Genomic DNA, 20,593 nt, shown 5'->3' with positions numbered 1-20,593 from the left:
TTATCATGGTGGTTTATCTTGTTGGGGCTGGTCCAGGGGACCCTGAACTCATCACACTGAAGGCCATAAGGGTTCTTGAGAGGGCTGACGTGGTAGTGTATGACAGACTGGCAGGTGAGGAGATACTCGGATACGCCCCTGAAGATGCAAAACTGATATACGTGGGTAAGAAGGCCGGTGAACACCACAAAACACAGGATGAGATAAACAGAATACTTGTTGAGGAAGGTAAGAAGCATGAAACAGTGGTGAGGCTCAAGGGCGGCGACCCATTCGTTTTCGGGAGGGGTGGCGAGGAACTCCTTGCGCTCAGGGAGGCCGGCGTTGAGGCAAAGGTCATTCCAGGCGTGACCTCCGCTGTGGGCGTCCCCACATCTGCAGGGCTTCCCGTGACCCACAGGGGCGTTGCAACATCCTTCACTGTTGTCACAGGACACGAGGACCCCACAAAACCTGAAAAACAGGTTCACTGGGATTACAGGGCAGACACCCTCATAATACTCATGGGTGTGGGTAACGTGAGGGAGAACATGCGGGAGATCATGAAGCACCGGCCCCCTGAAACCCCTGTATGTGTGATTGAGAGGGGGACAACAGAGGATGAGAGGGTTATCCTCGGCACCCTTGAGGACATAGCAGAAAAGGATCTGAGGCCGCCTGGAATCATAGTGGTGGGTGAGGTTGTTAATGTCTACCGGGAAATTAGATGGTCTCAGGGGTAAAACCATCGCCCTCACAAGGCCCGCCGAGCGGGTATCTGCTGCTGTTAAACTGATCGAGGGTGCCGGTGGAAGGGCCCTTGTCGCCCCAACCCTCGAGCTGAGGATCCTGAAAACAGATTCCCTAAGGGAGGTGTGCCGGAGGGCCCCTGAATGGGACCTGGTTATATTCACCTCCCCGGCGGCTGTTGAATCCCTCTTCTGCACATGCAGGGACTTTCATGAAAAACTCAGGGATGACTGTATTGTCGCGGTCATAGGGCCCAAGACCGCCCGTGCAGCATCTGAGATGGGTCTCAGGGTGGATCTGGTGCCTGAAGATTACACCGCAGAGGGTCTCCTTGAGGCCCTCAGAAAATATGACCTCAGGGGGATGCAGGTGGCCCTTCCAAGGACACTCTCTGCAAGGAGGGTCCTCCCTATGGGACTTGAGGAAATGGGTGCAGAGGTCCTTGTTGCAGAGGCCTACCACTCAGGGATACCGGAAGACACGGCACCTGCAGAGGAAATGATAGAGGGTATACTCAAGGGGGAGGTGGATGCTGTTACATTCACAAGTCCCCTCACAGTGGAAAACCTCTTTAAAATTGCAGGTGATAAGGAGGGGGATCTTATCCATGCCCTCAGGGGGATACAAGTGGCTGCAATAGGCCCCATAACCCTCAGGAAACTTGAGGAGTATGGTCTTGATGCAGTCATCCCAGAGAGGTACACGGTCAGGGACATGCTAGCCGAACTTTCAGAGAGGATGATGGAGGGTGAACAATGATAATATGGCCAGCCTATCTCGATTCACGGAAGTCAAGGAGCCAGGGGCGAAGGGTGCCCCTTGAATACGCGGTTGAATCCCCAAGTGCCAGTGAAATACTCAGGGCCGCAAAAAAACTCCAGCTTGAAGCCCGTATGGAATCTGATAAGTCATACCCTTCCTCCTGGTGGGAATCATCAGGGAGGGTTATTGTTGAATATGAGGGGAGCAAGAGGGAACTCCTCATAAAACTTGCAAGGCTTGTGAGGTCCTCAAAGAAGAACTGAGGGTATGAATAATGAACATGGACGAACTTGAAGGTGCGCTCAGAAGGGCCCGTAAGCTGATTGATGAGGCTGAGACGGTTACAGTCTACAGCCACACAGACTGTGACGGTATAACAGCGGCAACCATCCTCAGCAAACTCCTTGAGGGCCTCGGGAAGGACCATGAAATCAGCATAATAAACATCAATGAGGTCCCTGAGGTTGAACATGGTACGGATCTCACAGTGTTCAGTGACCTTGGATCCGGACAGATGGTCCATGAAAACATGAAAAGGAGCTCCCGTGTTCTAATACTCGACCACCACCCCCCGGTGCGGAAGAGGAACTTTGAACCTCCACGGGGTGAGCTCCTTGAAATAAATCCCATCTTCTATGGAATGGATGGTTCAACCAGCATCTCAGGTGGGGGCCTGTCATATCTACTTGCAAGGCAGTTTGGATACACTGATCTCAGCTGGATGGGTCTCCTTGCCGCAGTGGGTGACATGCAGAACATCAGGACCGGTAAGATGGTTGGGGCCAACCGGGTGATCCTGGAGGACAGCATAAGGGAGGGTGCAGTTGAGTGCTGCAGTGACCTTACAATCTACGGCAGACACACCAGGTCCATCGTAAGTGCCCTCTCATACTTCGGGGATGTCACCCTCCCAACAACAAACAACACCAACGAGTGCATAGCAAGGCTTAAGAACCTGGGCATACCCCTGAAAAATGATGAAACCCAGAGGAGGCTCTGTGACCTTACAGATGACGAGAAAAGGAAACTCTTCAATGAGATATACCGTATGATGGTCAATGAGGTCCCAAGGAGGTACCATAAATACCTCCCCAGGCTCATACTCGGTGAGGTCTACGAGTTAAAATCAGAGGAGAGGTACACAGTATTCAGGGACCTCTCAGAGTTCTCAACCGCAGTAAACGCGTGTAACCGGAACTCAAGGTGGAAGCTTGCAATGGATATCATCGGGGGTGATCGCCATGAAAAACTGGAGGAACTTGAGGGTGTCCTCAGGGAACACCGGGCCTACCTGGCGGTTACCCTCGACCGGATAATGGACGAGGAACTCATAAGGGATATGGATAACCTCCAGTACTTCCATGCCCCCGAGGTGAAAACCTCGGTGGTGGGTACGGTTGCCGGTATGCTCCTGGGCTACGGTGACTGGAGGAGGCCCATGATAGGGCTTGCTGAAACCGGTGATGGCCTCAAGGTTTCACTGAGGTGCTCCCGCCTCCTTGCATTTGACGGCATACACTTCGGTTCAATCATGCAGAGGGTGGCAGAGAAGGTGGGGGGTAGCGGTGGTGGTCATGCCACTGCCTGCGGAGCATATATACCGGCTGAAAATGAGGGAGAATTCCTCAGACTCCTTAACAGGGCCATAGAAAAGGTGAAGGTGAATGGATGAAGGCTTTCAGAAAGAAGGGTGAACTTACACGTTTCCAGGTGCTGAGTGAGATAGCGAGGCGTCAGCCCTATGTGAGGCAACGGGATATAGCAGATGAACTGGGAATAACTGTCCAGGCAGTGTCTGAGAACATAAAGAGCCTCATAGCAGAGGGCCTTGTGGAGGCGGGGAGCGGAAGGTCCCACTACAAGATAACCCGGAGGGGTGGTGAGAAGCTCAAAATGGCTGCGGTGAGCCTCAGGCAGTATGCCGATGAGGTCCTGGAGTACATGAGTTCCTACAAGTCCATCTGGCCAGCCATCGCCTGGGAGGACCTCAGCGCTGGTGACGAGGTTGAGCTCTTCATGGATGACGGTGTCCTCTACGCCCGAAGAAGGACCAATGGGAAAGCCCACGCCATAGTCATGAAAAGTGCCTCGGAGGGTGAGGATGTGGCCCTCACAGAACTCAGCGGCACCATACCCCTCCAGAGGGGAAAGGTAACCATCGCGGTTCTCCCGGGGATATCCGAGGGCGGTTCAGGGGCAGCGGACCTTGAAAGGATAAGGGAACTCACCCATGGCCAGGACAGGATAGGAATAATGGGGACCGTTTCAAGGGCCGCAGCGACCAGGTTAAACTTAAATGTTGATTTTGAATTTGCAACCCCCTATGCTGCCCTTGCAGCCGCAAAGAGGGGCCTGAATGTCCTCGTACTGGCAGTTGGTAAGATGAGCAGAAGCATAACAAAGAAACTGGAAGAGGAGGGCATAGAGTACTCGGTTGAGGATGTCAGGGTTAAGGGGGAGTAGACCCCAGCCCGATATGGTTGAATATTCCGCTCAGAGAGAGTAAACCTCCTCTGGTGGGACCATCCGGATCCCGGCATCCCTCAGGGCCCCTTCAAGGGCATCCAGGTCCTCTGTACTCATGAAGAGTATCGCTTTATCCTTTTTTTCATGGACAAATGCGTATATGTAGTCAAGGTTCAGGTCATAGTCCTTGAGGACCCCGAGGATTGATGCAAGGCCCCCCGGCCTGTCATCCATCTCAACTGCGACGACGTCCTTCAGCTTAACAACAAAGCCGCTATTCTCAAGCACGTCTGCCGCGCGTTCAGGTTCAGGGACTATGAGCCTGAGTATCCCGAATTCTGATGTATCTGCAAGTGATAGGGCCCTCAGGTTTATATCTGCCTCTGCAAGTGTACTCAGTGCCTTCCAGAGCCTTCCCTTCTTGTTTTCAAGAAATATTGATATCTGCTTAACCCTCATGGTATCACCATAAATTTAAAGGTTCCTCTTATCTATCACCCTTACTGCCTTCCCCTCACTCCTTGGTATCGTGCCTGGTTCAACCAGGGTCACCTTAACCCTGAGGCCTATCTCGTTTTCTATGAACTCCTCGATCCGGTCCCTGGTCTCCACCATCTGCCGGATGTCATCTGAGAAGAGTTCAGGGGAGGTCTCCACCCTCACCTCAAGTTCATCCATGAGGTGGGGCCTTGTCACTATTATCTGGTAGTGTGGCTCAATACCATCTATGCGGAGGAGCGCCTTCTCTATCTGGGATGGGAACACTGAAACTCCCCTGACCTTGAGCATGTCATCGACCCTGCCTGTGATCCTTGAGATCCTTGCAAGGGTCCTGCCACAGGCACAGGGCTCATAGTCTATTGATGTTATATCCTTTGTCCTGAACCTTATAACCGGCATCCCCACCCTTGTTAGGGTTGTGAGTACCAGCTCCCCCCTTTCACCTGGGCCGACCCTTTCACCATTCTTATCTATGATCTCAGGGTAGAAATGGTCCTCTGCAACGTGGAGGCCATTCTTCTCACTGCACTCCATTGCAACCCCTGGGCCCATGATTTCGGTGAGGCCGTATATGTTGAAGGCCGGTGCATTGAATCTCCTCTCTATCTCGGCCCTCATCTCCTCTGTCCACATCTCAGCCCCGAATCCTATTGCCTTTAACTGGGATTCGGCAGGGTCAAAGCCCTCCTCGGCTGCAACCTCAGAGAGGTAGAGGCCATAGGATGGGGTGAATATCATGACCGTTGTCCCGAAGTCCTTCATTATCTCTATCTGCCTTCTTGTCTGTCCTGTTGAGATGGGGATAACGGTTGCCCCTATCTTCTGGGCACCGTAGTGGACCCCGAATCCCCCTGTGAAGAGGCCGTAGCCATGGGTGTTCTGGATGACGTCATCCTCTGTGAGGCCCATCATTGTGAGGCCCCTGGCCATGACCTCACTCCATATCTCTATGTCCTTCCTGGTGTACCCTGAGACCACGGGTTTTCCTGTGGTCCCTGAGGATGTGTGGACCTCCACTATCTCCTTCCTGGGGACAGCGAACATCCCGAAGGGGTAGACCTTGCGGAGGTCGTCCTTGGTGGTGTAGGGTAACCTTGTGATGTCGTCCAGGGACTCTATGTCCTCGGGGTACACGCCCTCCTTCTCGAAGGCCTCATGGTAGTAGGGTACGTTTTCATATGCCCTCCTTACTGTGTCCTGAAGCCTTTTAAGCTGAATTTCCTCCAGTTCCTCCCTGCTTATGCATTCCATTTCCCTGTTCCAGATCATCTGAATCATTCCCGAATCAGTGTAACTCTTAGATGTTTATGGTGATTTAAAAATAAATGTTATGCATCACTGGAATGCTACCTGGGAGTTAGAATAAAAGGTTCTTAAAAAATTAATGGAGTTAGAAGAGGTCGTCGAAGCGTTTTTCAACCTCTTTCCAGTTTACGATGTTCCAGAATGCGTCAACGTAGTCGGGTCTCACGTTCCTGTAGTCAATGTAGTAGGCGTGTTCCCATACATCCAGGACCATGAGGATCCTGAAGTGGGGTATCACGTTGACATTGTGCTTCTCAACCTGCATTATGAAGAGCCTGTCGGTCCTCTGGCAGTAGGTGAGGACAGCCCATCCTGAGCCCTCCGCGCTCACAGCAGCCTGAGAAAACTCCTTTTTAAAGCGTTCAAAGCTTCCAAAGTCCTTCTCTATGTACTCTGCAAGCCGTCCACCTGGTTCCCCACCGCACTCATCTGCGGGTCCCATGTTACCCCAGAAGAATAGGTGCAGGACGTAGCCCCCCACGTGGAATGAGAGTTCCTTGAGGGCCGCCTTGATGTCAACTTCTTCGTCATTCTCCCGGGCATCGTCGAGTTTTCTGAGGATGCCATTGGCCCCATCCACGTAGGCCTGATGGTGCTTCTCATGATGTATCCTCAGCTGCTCCTCTGATATGTATGGTTCAAGGGCATCGTAGGGGTATGGGAGTTCAGGGAGTTCATAGAATTTTTTCTCCATCTAATCACCACCTATGCTGCGGTGGCAGAGCCACCAGTCGTAGCATTCGTATTCCTCTTTCCTTTTCCTGGCGGTTTCAATATCAGATGCCGGTGGGACTATCACATGGTCACCGATGAGCTGGTTATCGGGCCAGTTTGCCGGTGCAGCCACACCCTCGGCATCTATGACCCTGAAGGCGCGTATCATCCTCACGATCTCAGGGATGTTCCTTCCAAGTTCCTGTGGATAGTAGAGTATCGCCCTGATTATCCCCTCAGGGTCAACCACAAATACCGCCCTCACAGTGTTTGTGGGCCTCGCAGGGTGTATGAGGCCAAGGGTATCCGCGACTCTCCCCGTGTCCGCTATCACAGGAAACTCGATCTCGGTATCAAGGTTCTCCTCTATCCATTCGATCCACTTGATGTGTGAGAATACCTGGTCAACACTGAGGCCCACAAGTTCACAGTCAAGTTCCCTCAGTTCAGGGTAGACCTCCTGGAAAGCCACGAACTCTGTTGTGCAGACAGGTGTGAAGTCTGCAGGGTGGCTGAAGAGTATGAACCATTTCCCCTTGAATTCGGCCGGGAGTTTCATCAGCCCGTGGGTTGTCTGGACCTCCATTTCAGGGAATTTATCCCCTATGAGGGGCATGCCGCGCCCCTTCTTCTTCACCTTTCTGACTTCGTATACCTTCTCCCCCAAAATTATTCCCCCTTTTCATTTGCTGGTGGGTTGTAAACCCTCTTTCCGAGTTCCGCATCAAGCATGAGGAGGCCGCTTGGTGAATCCGATGCAAGGCGTACCTTCTGGAGCACCGAGCCGGCGGATTCCTCCTCCTCAACCTGTTCTGCCACGAACCACTGGAGGAAATTGTTGGTTGCATGGTCCCTCTCTGAGATTGCGAGGTCAACAAGGTCATTTATGAGTCCTGTGACCTTCCTCTCATGTTCCAGGACATGCTTGGATACCTCCAGTGGGGACTCCCACTCGAATGGTGGTTTCTCTATCTCCTCAAGCACGACCCTTGCACCCCTCTGGACAAGGTAGTCGTAGAACTTCATTGCGTGTGCAAGTTCCTCCTGGGCCTGGACACGCATCCAGTTTGCAAATCCCGGGAGGTCGGAGGCCTCATAGTAGGCGGCCATTGAAAGATAGAGGTATGCTGAGTAGAGTTCAGCGTTGAGCTGCCTGTTGAGGGCCTCCTGCATCCTTTCACTTACCATTTAATTCACCCCCTATTTCCTTTATCTGAATGGCAAGTTCATCTATCCTCTGAAGGTCCTCCTCACGTGGAAGGCCCTTCACAAGGACTGGTTCAAGGTACTCCACGTTCAGGTTGGATAGCAGACCCTTGACCTCGGATTCAATGAGTGTCCCCCACCCGTAGGATCCCATCAGTGCAATGTGCTTCACCGGGGGTCTCAGTGCATTCACAAGGTAGAGTGCCGATGCAACTGCCGGGTGGGGTCTTGTGAGCACCGTGGGTGATGCAACAACCAGGACCGAGGCATCCGCGAGTTCAGTGAGGAATTCCCCGGTATCGGACTCTGCAACGTTGATGGGTCTTACACTCACATCGAGTTCCATGAGTTTCTCTGTGAGTCTCTCAACCATGATCTCTGTGCTTCTGTGCATGGTGGTGTAGGCGATCACTGTTTTACTGCCCCCTGAGGTCCATCTCCTGTATGCATCGATTATGAGGTCGGGTATGGATACCAGTGGGCCATGGGATGGTGCTATGAGTGATATGTCAAGGTCCGAGATCTTCCTGAGGTTGGATGTGACCATCTGGCTGAAGGGCATCATGATATGGGCGTAGTACCTCTTGGCCTCCCTCAGGAAACCCTCAGGCACCTCCATGATGTCTGATGTTGCAAGGTGTGATCCAAAGAAGTCGCAGGTGAAGAGTATCCGCTCCTCCTCAAGGTAGGTTACCATGGTGTCGGGCCAGTGCACCCATGGTGTTACAATGAATCTCAGCGTCCTGTCACCCAGGGAGAGTGTCTCACCATCCTCAATTGTCCTGAAGTTTCCATCGATCCTTAGAAGTTCCCTGAGGAGTTCAATGCAGGCAGGTGTCCCCAGGACCTCTGCGTCAGGGTACATGTCAAGGAGCTCCGGGATTGTACCTGAGTGGTCCTGTTCTGCGTGCTGGGAGATTATGTAGTCGATGTCAGTTTCCATTTCCCCTATGATCCCCAGGAATTCACTGCTCTTTGAGGGTTCTGCAGAATCAATGAGTGCCGTGGCACTGCTTCCAGAGACGATGTATGAGTTGTAGCTTGTGCCCCTTGGGAGGGCTACAAGCTCATCAAAGGTCCTCCGGTCCCAGTCAAGGATACCGGTGTAGTAAACCCCATCTGCAATTCTTCTGGCTTTCATTTAATCCATCTTCTTGAACTGGTCCTTTCCAACGCCACATACAGGGCATACCCAGTCGTCGGGGAGGTCCTCAAACGCTGTTCCTGGTTCTATCCCTGATGTGGGGTCTCCCTCTTCAGGGTCGTAGATGTATCCGCACATCTGGCAGACGTATTTGTCCATTTATTCACCTCTCAGTCAAGTGGTTTGAACATCTTCTTCTTTGCACCGCATGACGGACACCTCCATGTCTCAGGGAGGTCCTCAAACGGTGTTCCTGGTGGTGTGTCTGTCCTTGGTTCGCCCTTCTCAGGGTCGTAGATGTATCCACAAACCCTGCATTTGTATCTTTTCAAGTTTAACACCTTTCTCTTCAATTTTAGGGACACTATATTATTATTACTCTTTAAAAATTTAAAATTATCTATGGAGTTTCCATGAAAACCTTTAATTGCCTTCTTAAGGGGAGACCCATCAAGAGGTCAGAGAAACTAAAAATAAATTGCTGAACAGTAACATGGTTTAAAAATTCAGCTAAAAAATCCTTCTAATATTTTGGCTAAATTTAAAGGTTTCTAAAAAACTTTAATAGTTCCCAAAACGATATTATACATTGTACCAAAGGTACGGGCAAGACTTAGAGTTGATTTAATGAAAAGATATCTTCCTTTAATTTTAGTGGGTCTTATTGCGATAGCCTTTTCTGGCACGGCCAGTGCAGTGGATATCTATGTTAATGCCACTGGGGGGGATGACAACAATGACGGACTCTCATGGGCAGCAGCAAAGGCCACCATAAAGAATGCAACTGGATCGGCCGCAGACAATGATGTTATATGGCTTGCAGACGGCGAATACACCGGTCCAGATAACAGGAACGTGAACATCGACAAGAAACTGACAATTACTGGCCAGTCAAAGAGGGTACCGTCATAAAACTGGAGGGAACTCCAAGATTATTCACAATCACAAAGGACTCCAAATTATCAAATTTAACAATCAGGGATGCTTACTCAAACGATAAATCTGCAATAGTAATAGAAAACCCAACCCTAACAATCGAAAACTGCCTATTTTTTAACAACACAGCAAAAAATGGGGGGGCAATATTAGCAGAGTTCTGCACAGTAACGATAATTAACAGCACACTAACCAACAACACAGCAACCAATGTAGCGGGAGCAATATACGCAGGTTGTGCAAATGTAAATATAGTAAACAGCACATTCACCAACAACACAGCAAACTATGGAGGAGCAATAGAAATAGCTTATTCCTCCACACTAACAATAACAAACAGCACATTCACCAACAACACAGCAAACTATGGAGGAGCAATAATCACATATTCATACTCCACACTAACAATAACAAACACCACACTCACCAACAACACAGCAACCAATGTAGCGGGAGCAATAGAAGTAGTTACTTATTCCACACTAACAATAACAAACACCACACTCACCAACAACACAGCAACCAATGTAGCGGGAGCAATATACGCAGATAATTTCTCAAACGTAAACATAACAAACACCACACTCACCAACAACACAGCAAACTAGGGGGAGCAATAGAAGCAGCTTATTCCTCCACACTAACAATAACAAACACCACACTCACCAACAACACAGCAAATAGACAAGGAGGAGCAATAATCACATATTCATCCTCCACACTAACAATAACAAACACCACACTCACCAACAACACAGCAACCAATGTAGCGGGAGCAATAGAAGTAGTTACTTATTCCACACTAACAATAACAAACACCACACTCACCAACAACACAGCAACCAATGTAGCGGGAGCAATATACGCAGATAATTTCTCAAACGTAAACATAACAAACACCACACTCACCAACAACACAGCAACCAATGTAGCGGGAGCAATATACGCAGATAATTTCTCAAACGTAAACATAACAAACACCACACTCACCAACAACACAGCAAATAGACAAGGAGGAGCAATAATCACATATTCATCCTCCACACTAACAATAACAAACACCACACTCACCAACAACACAGCAAATAGACAAGGAGGAGCAATAGAAGTAGTTACTAATTCCACACTAACAATAACAAACACCACACTCACCAACAACACAGCACCCCTTGCTGGAGCAATAATTGTGCGTGATTGCCCAGAACCCGCCAGAATCATGTTCTGCCGGATATTCAACAACCCGGACCAGACCGGGATAAACGTCTACGCAAATAATAGTGCTGTGGATGCCCGATTCAACTGGTGGGGCTCCAACACTCCAGACTTCTCAATCCTTGTCTCAGGAAGTGTAACATACAACCCATGGATCGTCCTGAGAATCAATGCCAACCCTGGCACAGTCCTAATAGGTGGAAACTCACAGATAACCGCGGACCTCCAGCACGACAGTAACGGAGCACTGCATGATCCATCTGAAGGATTAATCCCGTACACAGGTCCCGCAAACTTCTCCACAACCCTCGGTTCGATAGAAGACACAAACTTCACAGATGGCACCGCCACCTCAACACTAACCGGCCTAAACACGAGGGGTGTTGCCACGGTATGTGCCGAAGTTGACAACGAAACAGTAAACACCACAGTCACAGTCCTGAAACCAGCCACATTCGCACTAGGCAACTTAACAGTCACACCCACAACCGGAATAACACCACTAAACATCAGAATCAAAGCCATGATCACCAACACAGGAGACTTTGCAGGCGATTATACAGCAATCCTCAAGGTAAACCAGAGATCCATACAAAACCAGACAACCACCCTGAACCCCGGAGAAACAAAAATAATCGAATTCACACTAACAATCACCCAACCTGGCCATTACAATGTAACCATCGGAACACTCCCACCTAAACTGGTAACTGCAGGTATAACAATAAATCAGCTTTCAGGAACTGCAAATTCTGTCATAAAATACTATGCACGCTACAAAAGACTCCCATCCTCAGTGACAATCTCAGGAAAAAAATTCACAATGGCACAGCTCCTGGACCTCCTTGTACGTGCAACCATCCAGATCAACGCAGGCAACCTGAAACCACTCAGCACACGAACCGTAGGCTACACAGGCTCAACAGGAACCACCAGATCAATCAGACTCTCAAAATCACTTTACATATCCACAGCAATCACCATAAGAAACTCAATAAACAGATACGGAACGGCACCCAAATACGCAACAACCAGACATGGGAAAATACCCTTCACAAGACTCGTCTACCTCTACAGCAAAGTCCTGGGATTTTATGGAAGTTACAGGAAACTCCCCAGCTACGTGAGTATCTAAAAAACCCCATTTTACATTTTTTTTATCAGGAAAACAGAATAAAAATGAAATGTTAATTTTTTCAGTCAAAATACTTCATCCTCACCACATTGAAGCCCACAACACACCCAACAAAACCCATCCTCACATAGGGACTTACAGGGGCATAAACCGCAACTGCAAGTATAAGCACACCCACAACGGTATGGGTTAACAGGTTCTTCCAGTCCGTAAGGTACTCCCTGATTCCTCTAAACACTCTTCTCAACATAACACCTCATACATCGAAATACTATATATCAAATTTTGATATATCAAATAATGATATACCCTTTATATATACCTTTCGGTGAGCAAAAAAGGAAGGTTTATTTAACAAGTAGTACCGGTACCTCAACCGTCTTGAGGGTGGTCTCGGCCACACTGCCCATCAGAAGCTTTTCAAGACCTGAACGCCCATGGGATGCGATAACCACGAGATCCGCCCCTGTCTTCTCAGAGATCTTCTTCATATCATGCGCCGGGCTCCCAAATACCAGGACCTCATCCACCTGGACACCGGCCTCCCTGCCCTTTCTCTGCACAGCCGCCAGGATCTCCTTTCCCTCATCCTCAAGGACATCAAAGGGGTAGATCAGCTTCTCATCAATAACATGCACAGCAACAACCACGGACCCCAGACGCCCTGCAAGTTCAATGGCAAGGTCCTCTGCCTTTGCTGCATACTCTGAACCATCGGTTGGAACCATGATCCTCTCAAACATCACAGATCACCTATTCAATCCGCCTCACATGATCCCCCACAACAAACACTGTGCCACCCACATGGAGGACTGGCTTAACCGATTCAACGTCAAGGAGCCCATCCCTTATGCACCCAGAGCAGACCGATGCATTCACAACTGAGCCCACTATGAGGTTGTGGTCGCCAACCTCACACATCCGTAGGAGTTCACATTCAAGGTGCGCAACCGCCTCGGCTATCCTAGGGGGCTTAACCCTCTCTGAGGGAATCCAGTTAAGACCCGCGGCCTCAAGTTCATTCTCACCCGCCGGGAGATCCCTGGCGGTTATCCACATCTCATCAATTATATCCACCGGCGTTATGTTAAGTACAAACTCATGTGTGTCCTCAACATTCACTGCAGTGTGGTGGTTAGGTGCAGATGCAAACGCCACGATTGGGGGGTCAATTGACACCGGCATGGTGAAGGAAAATGGGGCCGCATTTATATTCCCATCCCCATCCACCGTTGTTACAATGACCGTTGGCCTTGGAGTAAGTATTCTGTGTGCATTCTCAACGGGAAAATTCTCAAATTCCACTATATCACCCCTTAACCCTCTGAAGGTATTTTGCATGGCTCCTTTCAACAAACTCGTCGCAGAGGCCATCTGGTTCCCCGTCCATTACAAGACGGCCGTCCTCAACCATCACAGCCCTCGTGCTGAGCTCCCTTATGAAATCCACATGGTGACTCACCATGATTATGGTTGTCCCGAACTCCATGTTGATCCTCTTGAGGGAATTTGAAACCATCCTGAGTGTTATGGGGTCAAGGTCCCCGAACGGCTCATCAAGGACAAGGACATCGGGCCTTGATGCAAGGACAAGTGCAAGGGTCGCCCTCACCCGCTCACCCCCTGAGAGCTCATAGGATTTCCTGTCAAGTATGTCCATGGGGAGGTCCAGGGCCCTGAATATGGGCTCAGCGTACTTCTTAACCTCACTGTCAGGGAAACTCGGGAAGAGCTCCTCAAGTATCTCAGGTGAGAGGCCAAGTTTCTCAAGCCTGTATCGGGCCTCTGTTTCAGGAAGATCCGTGAGCTGGTAGAGCACATCAAGGACCATATCGCTTATCCCAAGCTCCTCGGCCCTCTTCCTTGCCTCTGCAACAACATGTTCACCCTTAACACCGAGCCTTGCAGCTATCTGGCTCCTTATGGTGGCGTGGTGTACAAGGGCAAACTCCTGATGCATGAAACCCATCTTCCTCCTTACACCCATCCTTTTAACGCCAGGTTCATGCATGTTAACCCATTCACTGTTGAGCCTGAACTCCACCGTACCCTCATCAGGAAGATCCAGTCCACCGATCATCCGGAGGAGCACCGTCTTGCCGGCCCCGCTGGGCCCTATTATGGATACTATCTCACCCTCCCTGATATCAAGGTTAACATCCCTCATCTCAAGAACTGCCCCGCCCTTGAGGAGTACAAACCTCTTGGCCAGGTCCCTGACCCTGAGGATCTCCCTCTCTGAGCTGGGGGGTGTGTAGTCAACCGGGGGCTCAATGTCCCTCATGAACCTCTCTATAATCCTCCCGGGTTCCCCCTCATCAACGATGCGCCCGTCCTCCATGAGAACCAGGCGGTCTGCAAGGTACTCGTGGACTTCAGGAAGGTGTGAAACCAGCACCACCGTGACCCCCAGTTCCCTGTTGATGTTCTTTATGGCATCCAGTATCTCCTGCTTTGTCCCCGGGCATGACATGGTTGCGGGTTCATCAAGAAGGAGTACCCTGGGTTTTTTTGCAAGTTGCCTGGCCATTATGAGCCTCTGCTTCTCGCCACCACTGAGGACAGGTGCAAAGTGCTCGGCCTTGTGGTCGAGTCCAACCACCCTTAGGAGTTCCATTGCCTCTTCACCGAATTCATCATAGGCGAAGTCAAAGTCCGTCATGGACTCGTCACCATATTTTGCAGCGTACAGCTTCCTTATGACATTCTGAAGGGCGGTCTCCGACCAGAGCCCAAATGACCTCTGGAGGTGAATCGCAGTCTTCTTTTTGAGCTTTGAGAAGTAGTACTGTCCAGAATCAGCCTCAACGGTTACATCATCCAGGGTTATCCTCCCTGAATCAAAGGGTTCAACACCCCTCAGGATCCTCAGAAGTGTCGTCTTACCTGAACCGCTCATTCCAAGTATTCCCAGTATTTCGCCCTCAGAAACCTCAAGGTTAACATCAGAAAGTGCCCTGAATTCATCTCCATTCTCAAGTTTATAGGTCTTTGTGAGGTTCTCCAGCCTTATCATTGCATCACCGCAACCATTCCTTCAAGGTTCAAAGATACCAGATCTCATGGCAGTGACTGAAAAACTGCCAGTGAAAATTTCATCCAATCGTTACAGCAACGTGCTGCCATGAATATATACTAGAACCACTATAGTTCTAATAGTTTTACTGACATAATAACCTTTATGCGGTGATATGAATGAGGGGATTGCTGGTTGGAAGGATGCAGCCATTCCACCGGGGACACCTCCAGGTTATAAAGAGGGTGCTCGGGGAGGTTGATGAACTCATAATATGTATCGGGAGCGCCCAGCTGAGCCACAGCCTCAGGGACCCCTTCACCGCCGGTGAGAGGGTGATGATGCTGACCAAGGCACTCAGTGAGAACGGTATCCCCGCATCAAGCTACTACATCATACCTGTCCAGGATATAGAGTGCAACGCCCTCTGGGTTGCACATATAAAGATGCTGACACCCCCATTTGACAGGGTATACAGTGGAAACCCCCTTGTCCAGAGGCTCTTCAGTGAGGACGGCTATGAGGTGACTGCACCCCCCCTTTTCTACAGGGACAGGTACTCAGGGACAGAGGTGAGGCGGAGGATGCTGGATGATGGTGACTGGCGCTCACTCCTTCCAGACTCGGTGGTTGAGGTTATAGAGGAAATAAATGGTGTTGAAAGAATAAAACACCTTGCAAAAAAGGAAGTTAGTGAACTGGTGTAGGTGTCAGAGATGATGGTCATGGTGACAGATGAAAAGGAGGTCTTCAGAATGGATGACCTCCTTGAACATGTGAAGAAGAGCCCCTACCTTGATGAATGCGGAGCAGTGTTCACCTTTGAGGGTATCGTCCGTGGTGTTGATGATGAGAGGACAGAGAAACTTGTACTCACAACACCTGACATTGAAAAGGCCCAGAGGGAACTGGAGGGGATAGTGGAGGATGTGATGGAGAAGTACCCTGTGAGGGACGTGGCGGTTGTGCACTACGTTGGGGAGTTCTACGTATCAGAGACCCTCTTCATGGTGGCTGTTGCAGGACCCCACCGCGGGGAAACCCTTGATGCCCTTAAAGAGATAATCGAGAGGACAAAATATGAAATAGACTTCAAAAAGGAGGAGTACACCACCAGCGGCAGGAACGTTATCATGTCAGGCGGCTAGGAGTCTTAAAATGAAATTCATAAGGGACAGCGTCCACGGTAACCTGAAACTCACCGAATTTGAGGTGAGGGTTGTTGACACACCCCAGTTTCAGAGACTCAGGAGGATAAAGCAGCTGGGATTCACGAATCTGATATACCCCGGGGCAAACCATTCAAGGTTCGAACACTCCATAGGGGCCATGTACCTGGCATCGAGACTGGCAGAACACCTCAACCTTGGACCTGAAAAGAAGAGCATACTGAGGCTCTGCGCCCTCCTCCATGATGTGGGTCACGGTCCATTCTCCCATGTATCAGAGGGCGTCCTTGAAAGGTCCCATGAGAGCCTCACAAGAGAACTCATAAGGGAATCTGTGCTCGGTGAGATAATATCAGAGGAGTTTGACCTTGAACAGGTTATGAGGATACTGAGGGGTGAGGGGGTCCTTGGACAGGCAATCAACGGGGAGCTTGACGTTGACAGGATGGATTACCTGCTGCGGGACTCCCACTACACAGGGGTGGCCTACGGTATAATAGACGTTGAAAGGCTGATATACAATATGAAGATGGAGAACGACCTTGTCCTTGACAGGAAGGGTGTTCAGGCCGCAGAGTCTGCCCTGCTTGCAAGGTACTTCATGTATCCCAGCGTCTACCAGCACCACACCACGAGGATCGTGAACTCCATGTTCAGGAGGTGCCTCAGGAGCCTCATATCTGAGGGGGTGCTTGATGAGTCCAGGATATACCGGTATGACGACATGGACCTCATCGTAATGTGCAGGGAGCAGGATGGACTTGCAGGTGATATGATACGGAGACTGGATAACCGTGACCTCCTCAAGACCGTGGACTCTGTGAAACTCAATGAACTCGAGGACCCCCACAGGGTATTCAGGATCACAGATGCTGAGATAAGAAAGGCCGAGAGGGAAATTGCAGATGACATGGACCTGGACCCTGATTATGTTGTGGTTAACCTTCCCGAGTACCCTGCGTTTGATGAGATGAGGACCCAGGTTTCTGTTGGGGACTCCATTGTGAACCTGAGCCATATATCAAGTCTCGTGGGGGCGCTGAAGGAGGCGAGGTTCAACCATGCAGATATCTGTGTCTACGTCCCCCGTGAATCCGCCACAGCATTCAGGGAATTCAGCCTCCACAACTACATGGATCTCCCTGAGAGAAGACCAGCACACCCCAGGCAGCTCCGCCTCACGGTACCTGATTACCTCAAATTCCGATAAATAATACCCTATCATGGCGGATAACAAAATAAAACCCTCCAGGATACCTCAATCAGATAAATTCTCATCAAAAAAGAATGATCATACATAAAAACACTCAGAAGTGATTCAGATGATAATACTGGCAATGACAGGTGCAAGTGGCGTTATCTACGGGGATAGAATACTCAGGGCCCTGAAGGACGCCGGGGAAAATGTTGGACTCATGATAACCGATACTGCACGTGATATAATCAGATACGAACTTGGAAGAGACCCTGAAACCCTGGAGGAGATGGCTGATGAGTGCTTTGATTCTGATGACTTCACATCAGCAGTTAACAGTGGCTCCTCCAGTTTCAGTGCCATGGTCATAGCGCCGTGCACAATGAAGACCCTATCAGCGATAGCCAATGGATATGCAGGCAATGCACTCACAAGGGCCGCTGACGTGTGTCTCAAGGAGAGGCGTAAGCTGGTCCTTGTGCCAAGGGAGACTCCACTTAGAAGCGTGCACCTTGAGAACATGCTGAGGGTTTCAAGGGAGGGGGGTATAATACTCCCTGCAATGCCCGGATTCTACCACAGACCATCATCAATAGAGGAAATCGCCGACTTCATAGCTGGTAAGGTGCTGGACGTCCTGGGGATAGAGAATGAACTCTTCAGAAGGTGGAGCGGTGAGGATATGAAAAGGCCTTAAAGCCAGTACTTCCTGTTCACAATACACTTATTCACAGAAAAGTGAGGATATGAAAAGGCCTTAAAGCGAATGCAACGGTGGTGTGAGTTGATACCTGACCATGAATTCATAAAGAACCCCTCTGTACCGGGACCAACAGCCATGGAGGTTAGGTGCCTCCTCATGTGCCTTGCAGATCCCCGGAAAGGGGACACAGCAGTTGACGTGGGGTGTGGAACCGGTGGAGTGACCCTTGAACTTTCAAGGAGGGCTGGAAGGGTCTATGCAATCGATAAAAGCCCCGATGCAATTTCAACAACGGAGATGAACCTTAAAAAGCATGGGCTGGGGGATAACGTCACGCTGATATGTGGTGATGCGGTGGAAGCTCTCTCTGAAATTGATGCACTGGACATTGCTGTAATCGGGGGAAGCGGCGGTAGACTGGGGGAGATACTTGAAGTGGTTACAGATAAACTTAGAGATGGTGGAAGGATCCTTATAACCGCAATACTTCTTGAGACAAGGTGCGAGGCCGTGAAGTACCTTCGGGAGCTTGGATTTGACGTGAACATAACCGAACTGAGCATAACAAGGGGTCGTGTACTTGAAAGGGGGACCATGATGGTTTCAAAGAACCCCATTGCAGTGGTTTACACGGAGAATTCAGATTAAGATTCTCAGGTGATGGTATGAACTCAAGGCTAAACTGGAAATTCAGGGTGGGGATTCTGCTTGTACTTGTATCAGCCTCCATCTACCTTCTCCTCTACTTCATATTCCATAAACCGGAGACTGAACTATTCTATATCGGTATAGACCTTGCATTTGTGCCCCTGGAAATTCTGATCGTTGTTATAATCGTGGAGGCTGCCATATCCCGGCGTGAACTTGTTGAGAGACTCGAGAAACTCAACATGGTCGTGGGGGCGTTCTTCAGTGAGGTGGGCACCGAATTCCTTAAGAGGGTATCCACCTTCGAGTCAAATACAGATAGGATTGCATCAAAACTTAAGATAGATGCATCATGGAGTCCAGATGACTTTAAGGGAATGCTCAGTGAGATAAGGGGATGCGAATTTGATTTTGAGCTGGGGTCCCCTGAAAGTGTTGAACTCCTCAAGTACCTGAAAGTTTTCCTAACGTCCAAGAGGAAGTTTCTACTGGGGCTTCTTGAAAACCCCAATCTACTTGAGCATGAAAGCTTCACAGACATGCTCTGGGCGGTCTTTCATCTCATGGAGGAACTTGAGGCACGAGAGGACCTCTCATCTCTACCTCCCACAGACTATGAGCACCTGGCCGGTGACCTCCAGAGGGCCTACTCTGCAGTTGTTTCTGAGTGGCTGGGATACATGGAACACCTCAGTGAAAACTACCCCTACCTCTTCTCACTTGCCGTGAGGAAGAACCCCTTCAACAGGGATGCGAGGGTGGAAATTCTTGAGTGATGATCTCAGTACACTGGAGAATTTACCCTGGCACGGAGGCCCCATAAAGAGGAATATAAGGACACACGTTCATTCATATTTTAATTTAAATTTTTAATAATGCCTTGTTTTGAAAATAAAATCGTATAACTTATATATTATGACGGAGAGATTATAAAAAAACTCCAATGGTTGGTATCCATGGAACGTTTGACCCTTGAGCAGTATAGGGAAATGGTTAATGAGATAATTGAATTCAAGAATCTGTACGGGTCTTTACCGGAATATGCCCTCGTCGATGGGAAGAAAATCCACAAAGAACACTACATCGACATGATCGAGAGGGTAAATAAGTTTGTTCTTGAGATGGGAAGAAATCCGCGCACAGTTGATATCAGATCCTGAGGTCCTCCGGTCGGTTGAAGTTCCTGAAACTCCGAAGGGTTGGATCCAGACTGATAGCGTCTAGGCGGCAGGATTCAATGGAGTCAAGGAGAACTCTAACTCTCCTTTCATTTTTGGCGAGCAGACTCTCTATATGGTCCCTTATTTTTACCGAGTAGATTGAGTGTAGCGGCTCGGGTAGACCATCCCTGCAGGGTACAATGGCATCACACCCATCCCCCATAACCCTGAAGGCATCCTTCATATTCAGGAGAAATTCCCGGGTAACAAGGGGGGAGTCACAGGGGAGAAAGAGGGCCGCAGGACCTGATATTCTTCCAAGGGCCGTGAATATACCCCCCAGCGGGCCGACACCCGGCACCTCATCTGTGAAGACTCTGATACTGGAATCAAGAAGATCCCTGTAATTACATGCCTGCCTGCTGTCACGGAAGACCACAGCAACCTCACTGAAATATTCCAGCAGCCTATCTGTTATTATCTCAATGAAGGACCTTCCATCCATCACAAGAAGGCCCTTATCTGATCCCATCCTCCTGCCCATTCCCCCGCAGAGGACCACAGCGGACTTCAGTTCACGGTTCTTCATTGG

28 protein-coding genes are annotated in these 20,593 nt (G+C 49.7%); 15 read left to right on the top strand and 13 right to left on the bottom strand.

Annotated elements, in window-relative coordinates; genetic code table 11:
- Nucleotides 1-5: 5 nt before the first annotated feature.
- From cobA to AB9H23_RS01605, 5 genes are read left to right on the top strand one after another with little or no spacing between them, the layout of a single operon-like run.
- Complete coding sequence (gene cobA / locus AB9H23_RS01625; RefSeq protein ID WP_370005148.1) at nt 6-722, top strand: uroporphyrinogen-III C-methyltransferase; 717 nt, start codon at nt 6-8, stop codon at nt 720-722.
- The gene (locus tag AB9H23_RS01620; protein ID WP_048174997.1) at nt 688-1,488 is read left to right on the top strand and encodes a uroporphyrinogen-III synthase; all 801 of its coding nucleotides are present in this window, start codon (nt 688-690) and stop codon (nt 1,486-1,488) included. Before cobA ends, AB9H23_RS01620 begins: the two co-directional genes overlap by 35 nt.
- Nucleotides 1,485-1,754, top strand: coding sequence for a signal recognition particle subunit SRP19/SEC65 family protein (locus AB9H23_RS01615; RefSeq protein WP_048174995.1), 270 nt, complete (start codon nt 1,485-1,487; stop codon nt 1,752-1,754). The genes AB9H23_RS01620 and AB9H23_RS01615 overlap by 4 nt, the downstream gene beginning before the upstream one ends.
- An 11-nt stretch (nt 1,755-1,765) precedes the next feature.
- The gene (gene recJ / locus AB9H23_RS01610) at nt 1,766-3,163 is read left to right on the top strand and encodes a single-stranded-DNA-specific exonuclease RecJ (protein WP_370005146.1); all 1,398 of its coding nucleotides are present in this window, start codon (nt 1,766-1,768) and stop codon (nt 3,161-3,163) included.
- The gene (locus AB9H23_RS01605) at nt 3,160-3,954 is read left to right on the top strand and encodes a MarR family transcriptional regulator (protein ID WP_370005144.1); all 795 of its coding nucleotides are present in this window, start codon (nt 3,160-3,162) and stop codon (nt 3,952-3,954) included. Before recJ ends, AB9H23_RS01605 begins: the two co-directional genes overlap by 4 nt.
- A gap of 30 nt (nt 3,955-3,984) precedes the next feature.
- Here AB9H23_RS01605 and AB9H23_RS01600 read toward each other — a convergent pair whose 3' ends face one another.
- The 8 genes from AB9H23_RS01600 to AB9H23_RS01565 all read right to left on the bottom strand — a co-directional run bounded on the left by AB9H23_RS01600 (nt 3,985) and on the right by AB9H23_RS01565 (nt 9,159).
- The gene (locus AB9H23_RS01600; protein ID WP_013295432.1) at nt 3,985-4,416 is read right to left on the bottom strand and encodes an ACT domain-containing protein; all 432 of its coding nucleotides are present in this window, start codon (nt 4,414-4,416) and stop codon (nt 3,985-3,987) included.
- Between the two features lie 15 nt (nt 4,417-4,431).
- On the bottom strand, nt 4,432-5,727 hold the full coding sequence (locus AB9H23_RS01595) for a phenylacetate--CoA ligase family protein (protein WP_370005142.1): 1,296 nt from the start codon (nt 5,725-5,727) through the stop codon (nt 4,432-4,434).
- Nucleotides 5,728-5,848: 121 nt separating this feature from the next.
- Nucleotides 5,849-6,457, bottom strand: coding sequence for a superoxide dismutase (locus AB9H23_RS01590; RefSeq protein WP_370005140.1), 609 nt, complete (start codon nt 6,455-6,457; stop codon nt 5,849-5,851).
- A complete protein-coding gene (locus AB9H23_RS01585; protein ID WP_048174982.1) occupies nt 6,458-7,144 on the bottom strand; it encodes a peroxiredoxin in 687 nt (228 codons plus the stop codon).
- Between the two features lie 2 nt (nt 7,145-7,146).
- Nucleotides 7,147-7,665, bottom strand: a complete 519-nt coding sequence (locus AB9H23_RS01580) for a ferritin (RefSeq protein WP_048174980.1) — start codon at nt 7,663-7,665, stop codon at nt 7,147-7,149.
- A complete protein-coding gene (locus tag AB9H23_RS01575) occupies nt 7,655-8,824 on the bottom strand; it encodes an FprA family A-type flavoprotein (protein ID WP_147671020.1) in 1,170 nt (389 codons plus the stop codon). The genes AB9H23_RS01580 and AB9H23_RS01575 overlap by 11 nt, the downstream gene beginning before the upstream one ends.
- Complete coding sequence (rd, locus tag AB9H23_RS01570) at nt 8,825-8,986, bottom strand: rubredoxin (protein WP_013295426.1); 162 nt, start codon at nt 8,984-8,986, stop codon at nt 8,825-8,827.
- Nucleotides 8,987-8,997: 11 nt separating this feature from the next.
- Complete coding sequence (locus AB9H23_RS01565) at nt 8,998-9,159, bottom strand: rubredoxin (protein ID WP_013295425.1); 162 nt, start codon at nt 9,157-9,159, stop codon at nt 8,998-9,000.
- A gap of 295 nt (nt 9,160-9,454) precedes the next feature.
- Here AB9H23_RS01565 and AB9H23_RS01560 point away from each other — a divergent pair, with 295 nt between their 5' ends.
- The 3 genes from AB9H23_RS01560 to AB9H23_RS01550 are packed head-to-tail and all read left to right on the top strand — an operon-like array spanning nt 9,455 to nt 12,110.
- Nucleotides 9,455-9,739, top strand: coding sequence for a hypothetical protein (locus AB9H23_RS01560; protein WP_370005137.1), 285 nt, complete (start codon nt 9,455-9,457; stop codon nt 9,737-9,739).
- Nucleotides 9,736-10,371 (top strand): right-handed parallel beta-helix repeat-containing protein, encoded by a 636-nt coding sequence (locus tag AB9H23_RS01555; protein ID WP_370005896.1) that lies wholly within the window; start codon nt 9,736-9,738, stop codon nt 10,369-10,371. The genes AB9H23_RS01560 and AB9H23_RS01555 overlap by 4 nt, the downstream gene beginning before the upstream one ends.
- An 8-nt stretch (nt 10,372-10,379) precedes the next feature.
- Complete coding sequence (locus AB9H23_RS01550) at nt 10,380-12,110, top strand: right-handed parallel beta-helix repeat-containing protein (RefSeq protein WP_370005893.1); 1,731 nt, start codon at nt 10,380-10,382, stop codon at nt 12,108-12,110.
- A gap of 61 nt (nt 12,111-12,171) precedes the next feature.
- Here the strand turns inward: AB9H23_RS01550 and AB9H23_RS01545 are convergent, their stop codons facing one another.
- The 4 genes from AB9H23_RS01545 to AB9H23_RS01530 all read right to left on the bottom strand — a co-directional run bounded on the left by AB9H23_RS01545 (nt 12,172) and on the right by AB9H23_RS01530 (nt 15,126).
- Nucleotides 12,172-12,360, bottom strand: coding sequence for a hypothetical protein (locus tag AB9H23_RS01545; RefSeq protein ID WP_370005135.1), 189 nt, complete (start codon nt 12,358-12,360; stop codon nt 12,172-12,174).
- Between the two features lie 97 nt (nt 12,361-12,457).
- Entirely contained in the window at nt 12,458-12,853 is a 396-nt protein-coding gene (locus AB9H23_RS01540; protein WP_147671023.1) for a universal stress protein, read from the bottom strand.
- 10 nt (nt 12,854-12,863) lie between these two features.
- Nucleotides 12,864-13,415 (bottom strand): flavin reductase family protein, encoded by a 552-nt coding sequence (locus tag AB9H23_RS01535; protein WP_321211750.1) that lies wholly within the window; start codon nt 13,413-13,415, stop codon nt 12,864-12,866.
- 4 nt (nt 13,416-13,419) lie between these two features.
- Nucleotides 13,420-15,126: an ATP-binding cassette domain-containing protein gene (locus tag AB9H23_RS01530; RefSeq protein WP_370005133.1), complete on the bottom strand. Its 1,707-nt coding sequence runs from the start codon at nt 15,124-15,126 to the stop codon at nt 13,420-13,422.
- A 179-nt stretch (nt 15,127-15,305) separates the two neighbouring features.
- On the opposite strand from AB9H23_RS01530, the gene AB9H23_RS01525 reads away from it, so the two are divergent.
- From AB9H23_RS01525 to AB9H23_RS01495, 7 genes are all read left to right on the top strand, one after another.
- A complete protein-coding gene (locus tag AB9H23_RS01525) occupies nt 15,306-15,833 on the top strand; it encodes a nicotinamide-nucleotide adenylyltransferase (protein WP_013295419.1) in 528 nt (175 codons plus the stop codon).
- Nucleotides 15,834-15,842: 9 nt separating this feature from the next.
- The gene (locus AB9H23_RS01520; protein ID WP_321211748.1) at nt 15,843-16,274 is read left to right on the top strand and encodes a molybdenum cofactor biosynthesis protein MoaE; all 432 of its coding nucleotides are present in this window, start codon (nt 15,843-15,845) and stop codon (nt 16,272-16,274) included.
- 10 nt (nt 16,275-16,284) lie between these two features.
- Nucleotides 16,285-17,505 carry an HD domain-containing protein gene (locus AB9H23_RS01515; protein ID WP_370005131.1) on the top strand — a complete coding sequence of 407 codons (1,221 nt, stop codon included), beginning with the start codon at nt 16,285-16,287 and terminating at the stop codon, nt 17,503-17,505.
- A gap of 112 nt (nt 17,506-17,617) precedes the next feature.
- Entirely contained in the window at nt 17,618-18,187 is a 570-nt protein-coding gene (locus AB9H23_RS01510; RefSeq protein ID WP_321211746.1) for a UbiX family flavin prenyltransferase, read from the top strand.
- Between the two features lie 87 nt (nt 18,188-18,274).
- Nucleotides 18,275-18,841, top strand: a complete 567-nt coding sequence (cbiT, locus tag AB9H23_RS01505; protein WP_370005129.1) for a precorrin-6Y C5,15-methyltransferase (decarboxylating) subunit CbiT — start codon at nt 18,275-18,277, stop codon at nt 18,839-18,841.
- A 17-nt stretch (nt 18,842-18,858) separates the two neighbouring features.
- Complete coding sequence (locus tag AB9H23_RS01500) at nt 18,859-19,617, top strand: hypothetical protein (protein ID WP_370005127.1); 759 nt, start codon at nt 18,859-18,861, stop codon at nt 19,615-19,617.
- 180 nt (nt 19,618-19,797) lie between these two features.
- Nucleotides 19,798-20,001: a pseudomurein-binding repeat-containing protein gene (locus AB9H23_RS01495; protein WP_013295413.1), complete on the top strand. Its 204-nt coding sequence runs from the start codon at nt 19,798-19,800 to the stop codon at nt 19,999-20,001.
- On the opposite strand, the gene AB9H23_RS01490 is transcribed toward AB9H23_RS01495, so the two are convergent.
- A complete protein-coding gene (locus tag AB9H23_RS01490; protein ID WP_370005125.1) occupies nt 19,991-20,590 on the bottom strand; it encodes a molybdenum cofactor guanylyltransferase in 600 nt (199 codons plus the stop codon). The two genes, AB9H23_RS01495 and AB9H23_RS01490, sit on opposite strands and share 11 nt — an antisense overlap.
- Between the last annotated feature and the right edge of the window lie 3 nt (nt 20,591-20,593).

It is taken from the genome of Methanothermobacter sp. KEPCO 2, assembly GCF_041228365.1.
Lineage (GTDB): Archaea > Methanobacteriota > Methanobacteria > Methanobacteriales > Methanothermobacteraceae > Methanothermobacter > Methanothermobacter marburgensis.
Note: the sequence above shows the minus strand (reverse complement) of the source record. Positions and strands in the feature narration are given on the sequence as shown.

Excerpts from the sequence above, each read along its gene's own strand:
- AB9H23_RS01620 (WP_048174997.1), top strand. The coding sequence starts at position 688 with ATGTCTACCGGGAAATTAGATGGTCTCAGGGGTAAAACCATCGCCCTC.
- AB9H23_RS01580 (WP_048174980.1), bottom strand. The coding sequence starts at position 7,665 with ATGGTAAGTGAAAGGATGCAGGAGGCCCTCAACAGGCAGCTCAACGCT.
- AB9H23_RS01515 (WP_370005131.1), top strand. The coding sequence starts at position 16,285 with ATGAAATTCATAAGGGACAGCGTCCACGGTAACCTGAAACTCACCGAA.
- rd (WP_013295426.1), bottom strand. The coding sequence starts at position 8,986 with ATGGACAAATACGTCTGCCAGATGTGCGGATACATCTACGACCCTGAA.
- AB9H23_RS01590 (WP_370005140.1), bottom strand. The coding sequence starts at position 6,457 with ATGGAGAAAAAATTCTATGAACTCCCTGAACTCCCATACCCCTACGAT.
- AB9H23_RS01605 (WP_370005144.1), top strand. The coding sequence starts at position 3,160 with ATGAAGGCTTTCAGAAAGAAGGGTGAACTTACACGTTTCCAGGTGCTG.
- AB9H23_RS01595 (WP_370005142.1), bottom strand. The coding sequence starts at position 5,727 with ATGATCTGGAACAGGGAAATGGAATGCATAAGCAGGGAGGAACTGGAG.
- AB9H23_RS01520 (WP_321211748.1), top strand. The coding sequence starts at position 15,843 with ATGATGGTCATGGTGACAGATGAAAAGGAGGTCTTCAGAATGGATGAC.
- recJ (WP_370005146.1), top strand. The coding sequence starts at position 1,766 with ATGAACATGGACGAACTTGAAGGTGCGCTCAGAAGGGCCCGTAAGCTG.
- AB9H23_RS01545 (WP_370005135.1), bottom strand. The coding sequence starts at position 12,360 with ATGTTGAGAAGAGTGTTTAGAGGAATCAGGGAGTACCTTACGGACTGG.
- AB9H23_RS01575 (WP_147671020.1), bottom strand. The coding sequence starts at position 8,824 with ATGAAAGCCAGAAGAATTGCAGATGGGGTTTACTACACCGGTATCCTT.
- AB9H23_RS01500 (WP_370005127.1), top strand. The coding sequence starts at position 18,859 with ATGAACTCAAGGCTAAACTGGAAATTCAGGGTGGGGATTCTGCTTGTA.
- cobA (WP_370005148.1), top strand. The coding sequence starts at position 6 with ATGGTGGTTTATCTTGTTGGGGCTGGTCCAGGGGACCCTGAACTCATC.
- AB9H23_RS01530 (WP_370005133.1), bottom strand. The coding sequence starts at position 15,126 with ATGATAAGGCTGGAGAACCTCACAAAGACCTATAAACTTGAGAATGGA.
- AB9H23_RS01560 (WP_370005137.1), top strand. The coding sequence starts at position 9,455 with ATGAAAAGATATCTTCCTTTAATTTTAGTGGGTCTTATTGCGATAGCC.
- AB9H23_RS01525 (WP_013295419.1), top strand. The coding sequence starts at position 15,306 with ATGAGGGGATTGCTGGTTGGAAGGATGCAGCCATTCCACCGGGGACAC.
- AB9H23_RS01495 (WP_013295413.1), top strand. The coding sequence starts at position 19,798 with ATGGAACGTTTGACCCTTGAGCAGTATAGGGAAATGGTTAATGAGATA.
- AB9H23_RS01490 (WP_370005125.1), bottom strand. The coding sequence starts at position 20,590 with ATGAAGAACCGTGAACTGAAGTCCGCTGTGGTCCTCTGCGGGGGAATG.
- AB9H23_RS01540 (WP_147671023.1), bottom strand. The coding sequence starts at position 12,853 with ATGTTTGAGAGGATCATGGTTCCAACCGATGGTTCAGAGTATGCAGCA.
- AB9H23_RS01510 (WP_321211746.1), top strand. The coding sequence starts at position 17,618 with ATGATAATACTGGCAATGACAGGTGCAAGTGGCGTTATCTACGGGGAT.
- AB9H23_RS01615 (WP_048174995.1), top strand. The coding sequence starts at position 1,485 with ATGATAATATGGCCAGCCTATCTCGATTCACGGAAGTCAAGGAGCCAG.
- AB9H23_RS01600 (WP_013295432.1), bottom strand. The coding sequence starts at position 4,416 with ATGAGGGTTAAGCAGATATCAATATTTCTTGAAAACAAGAAGGGAAGG.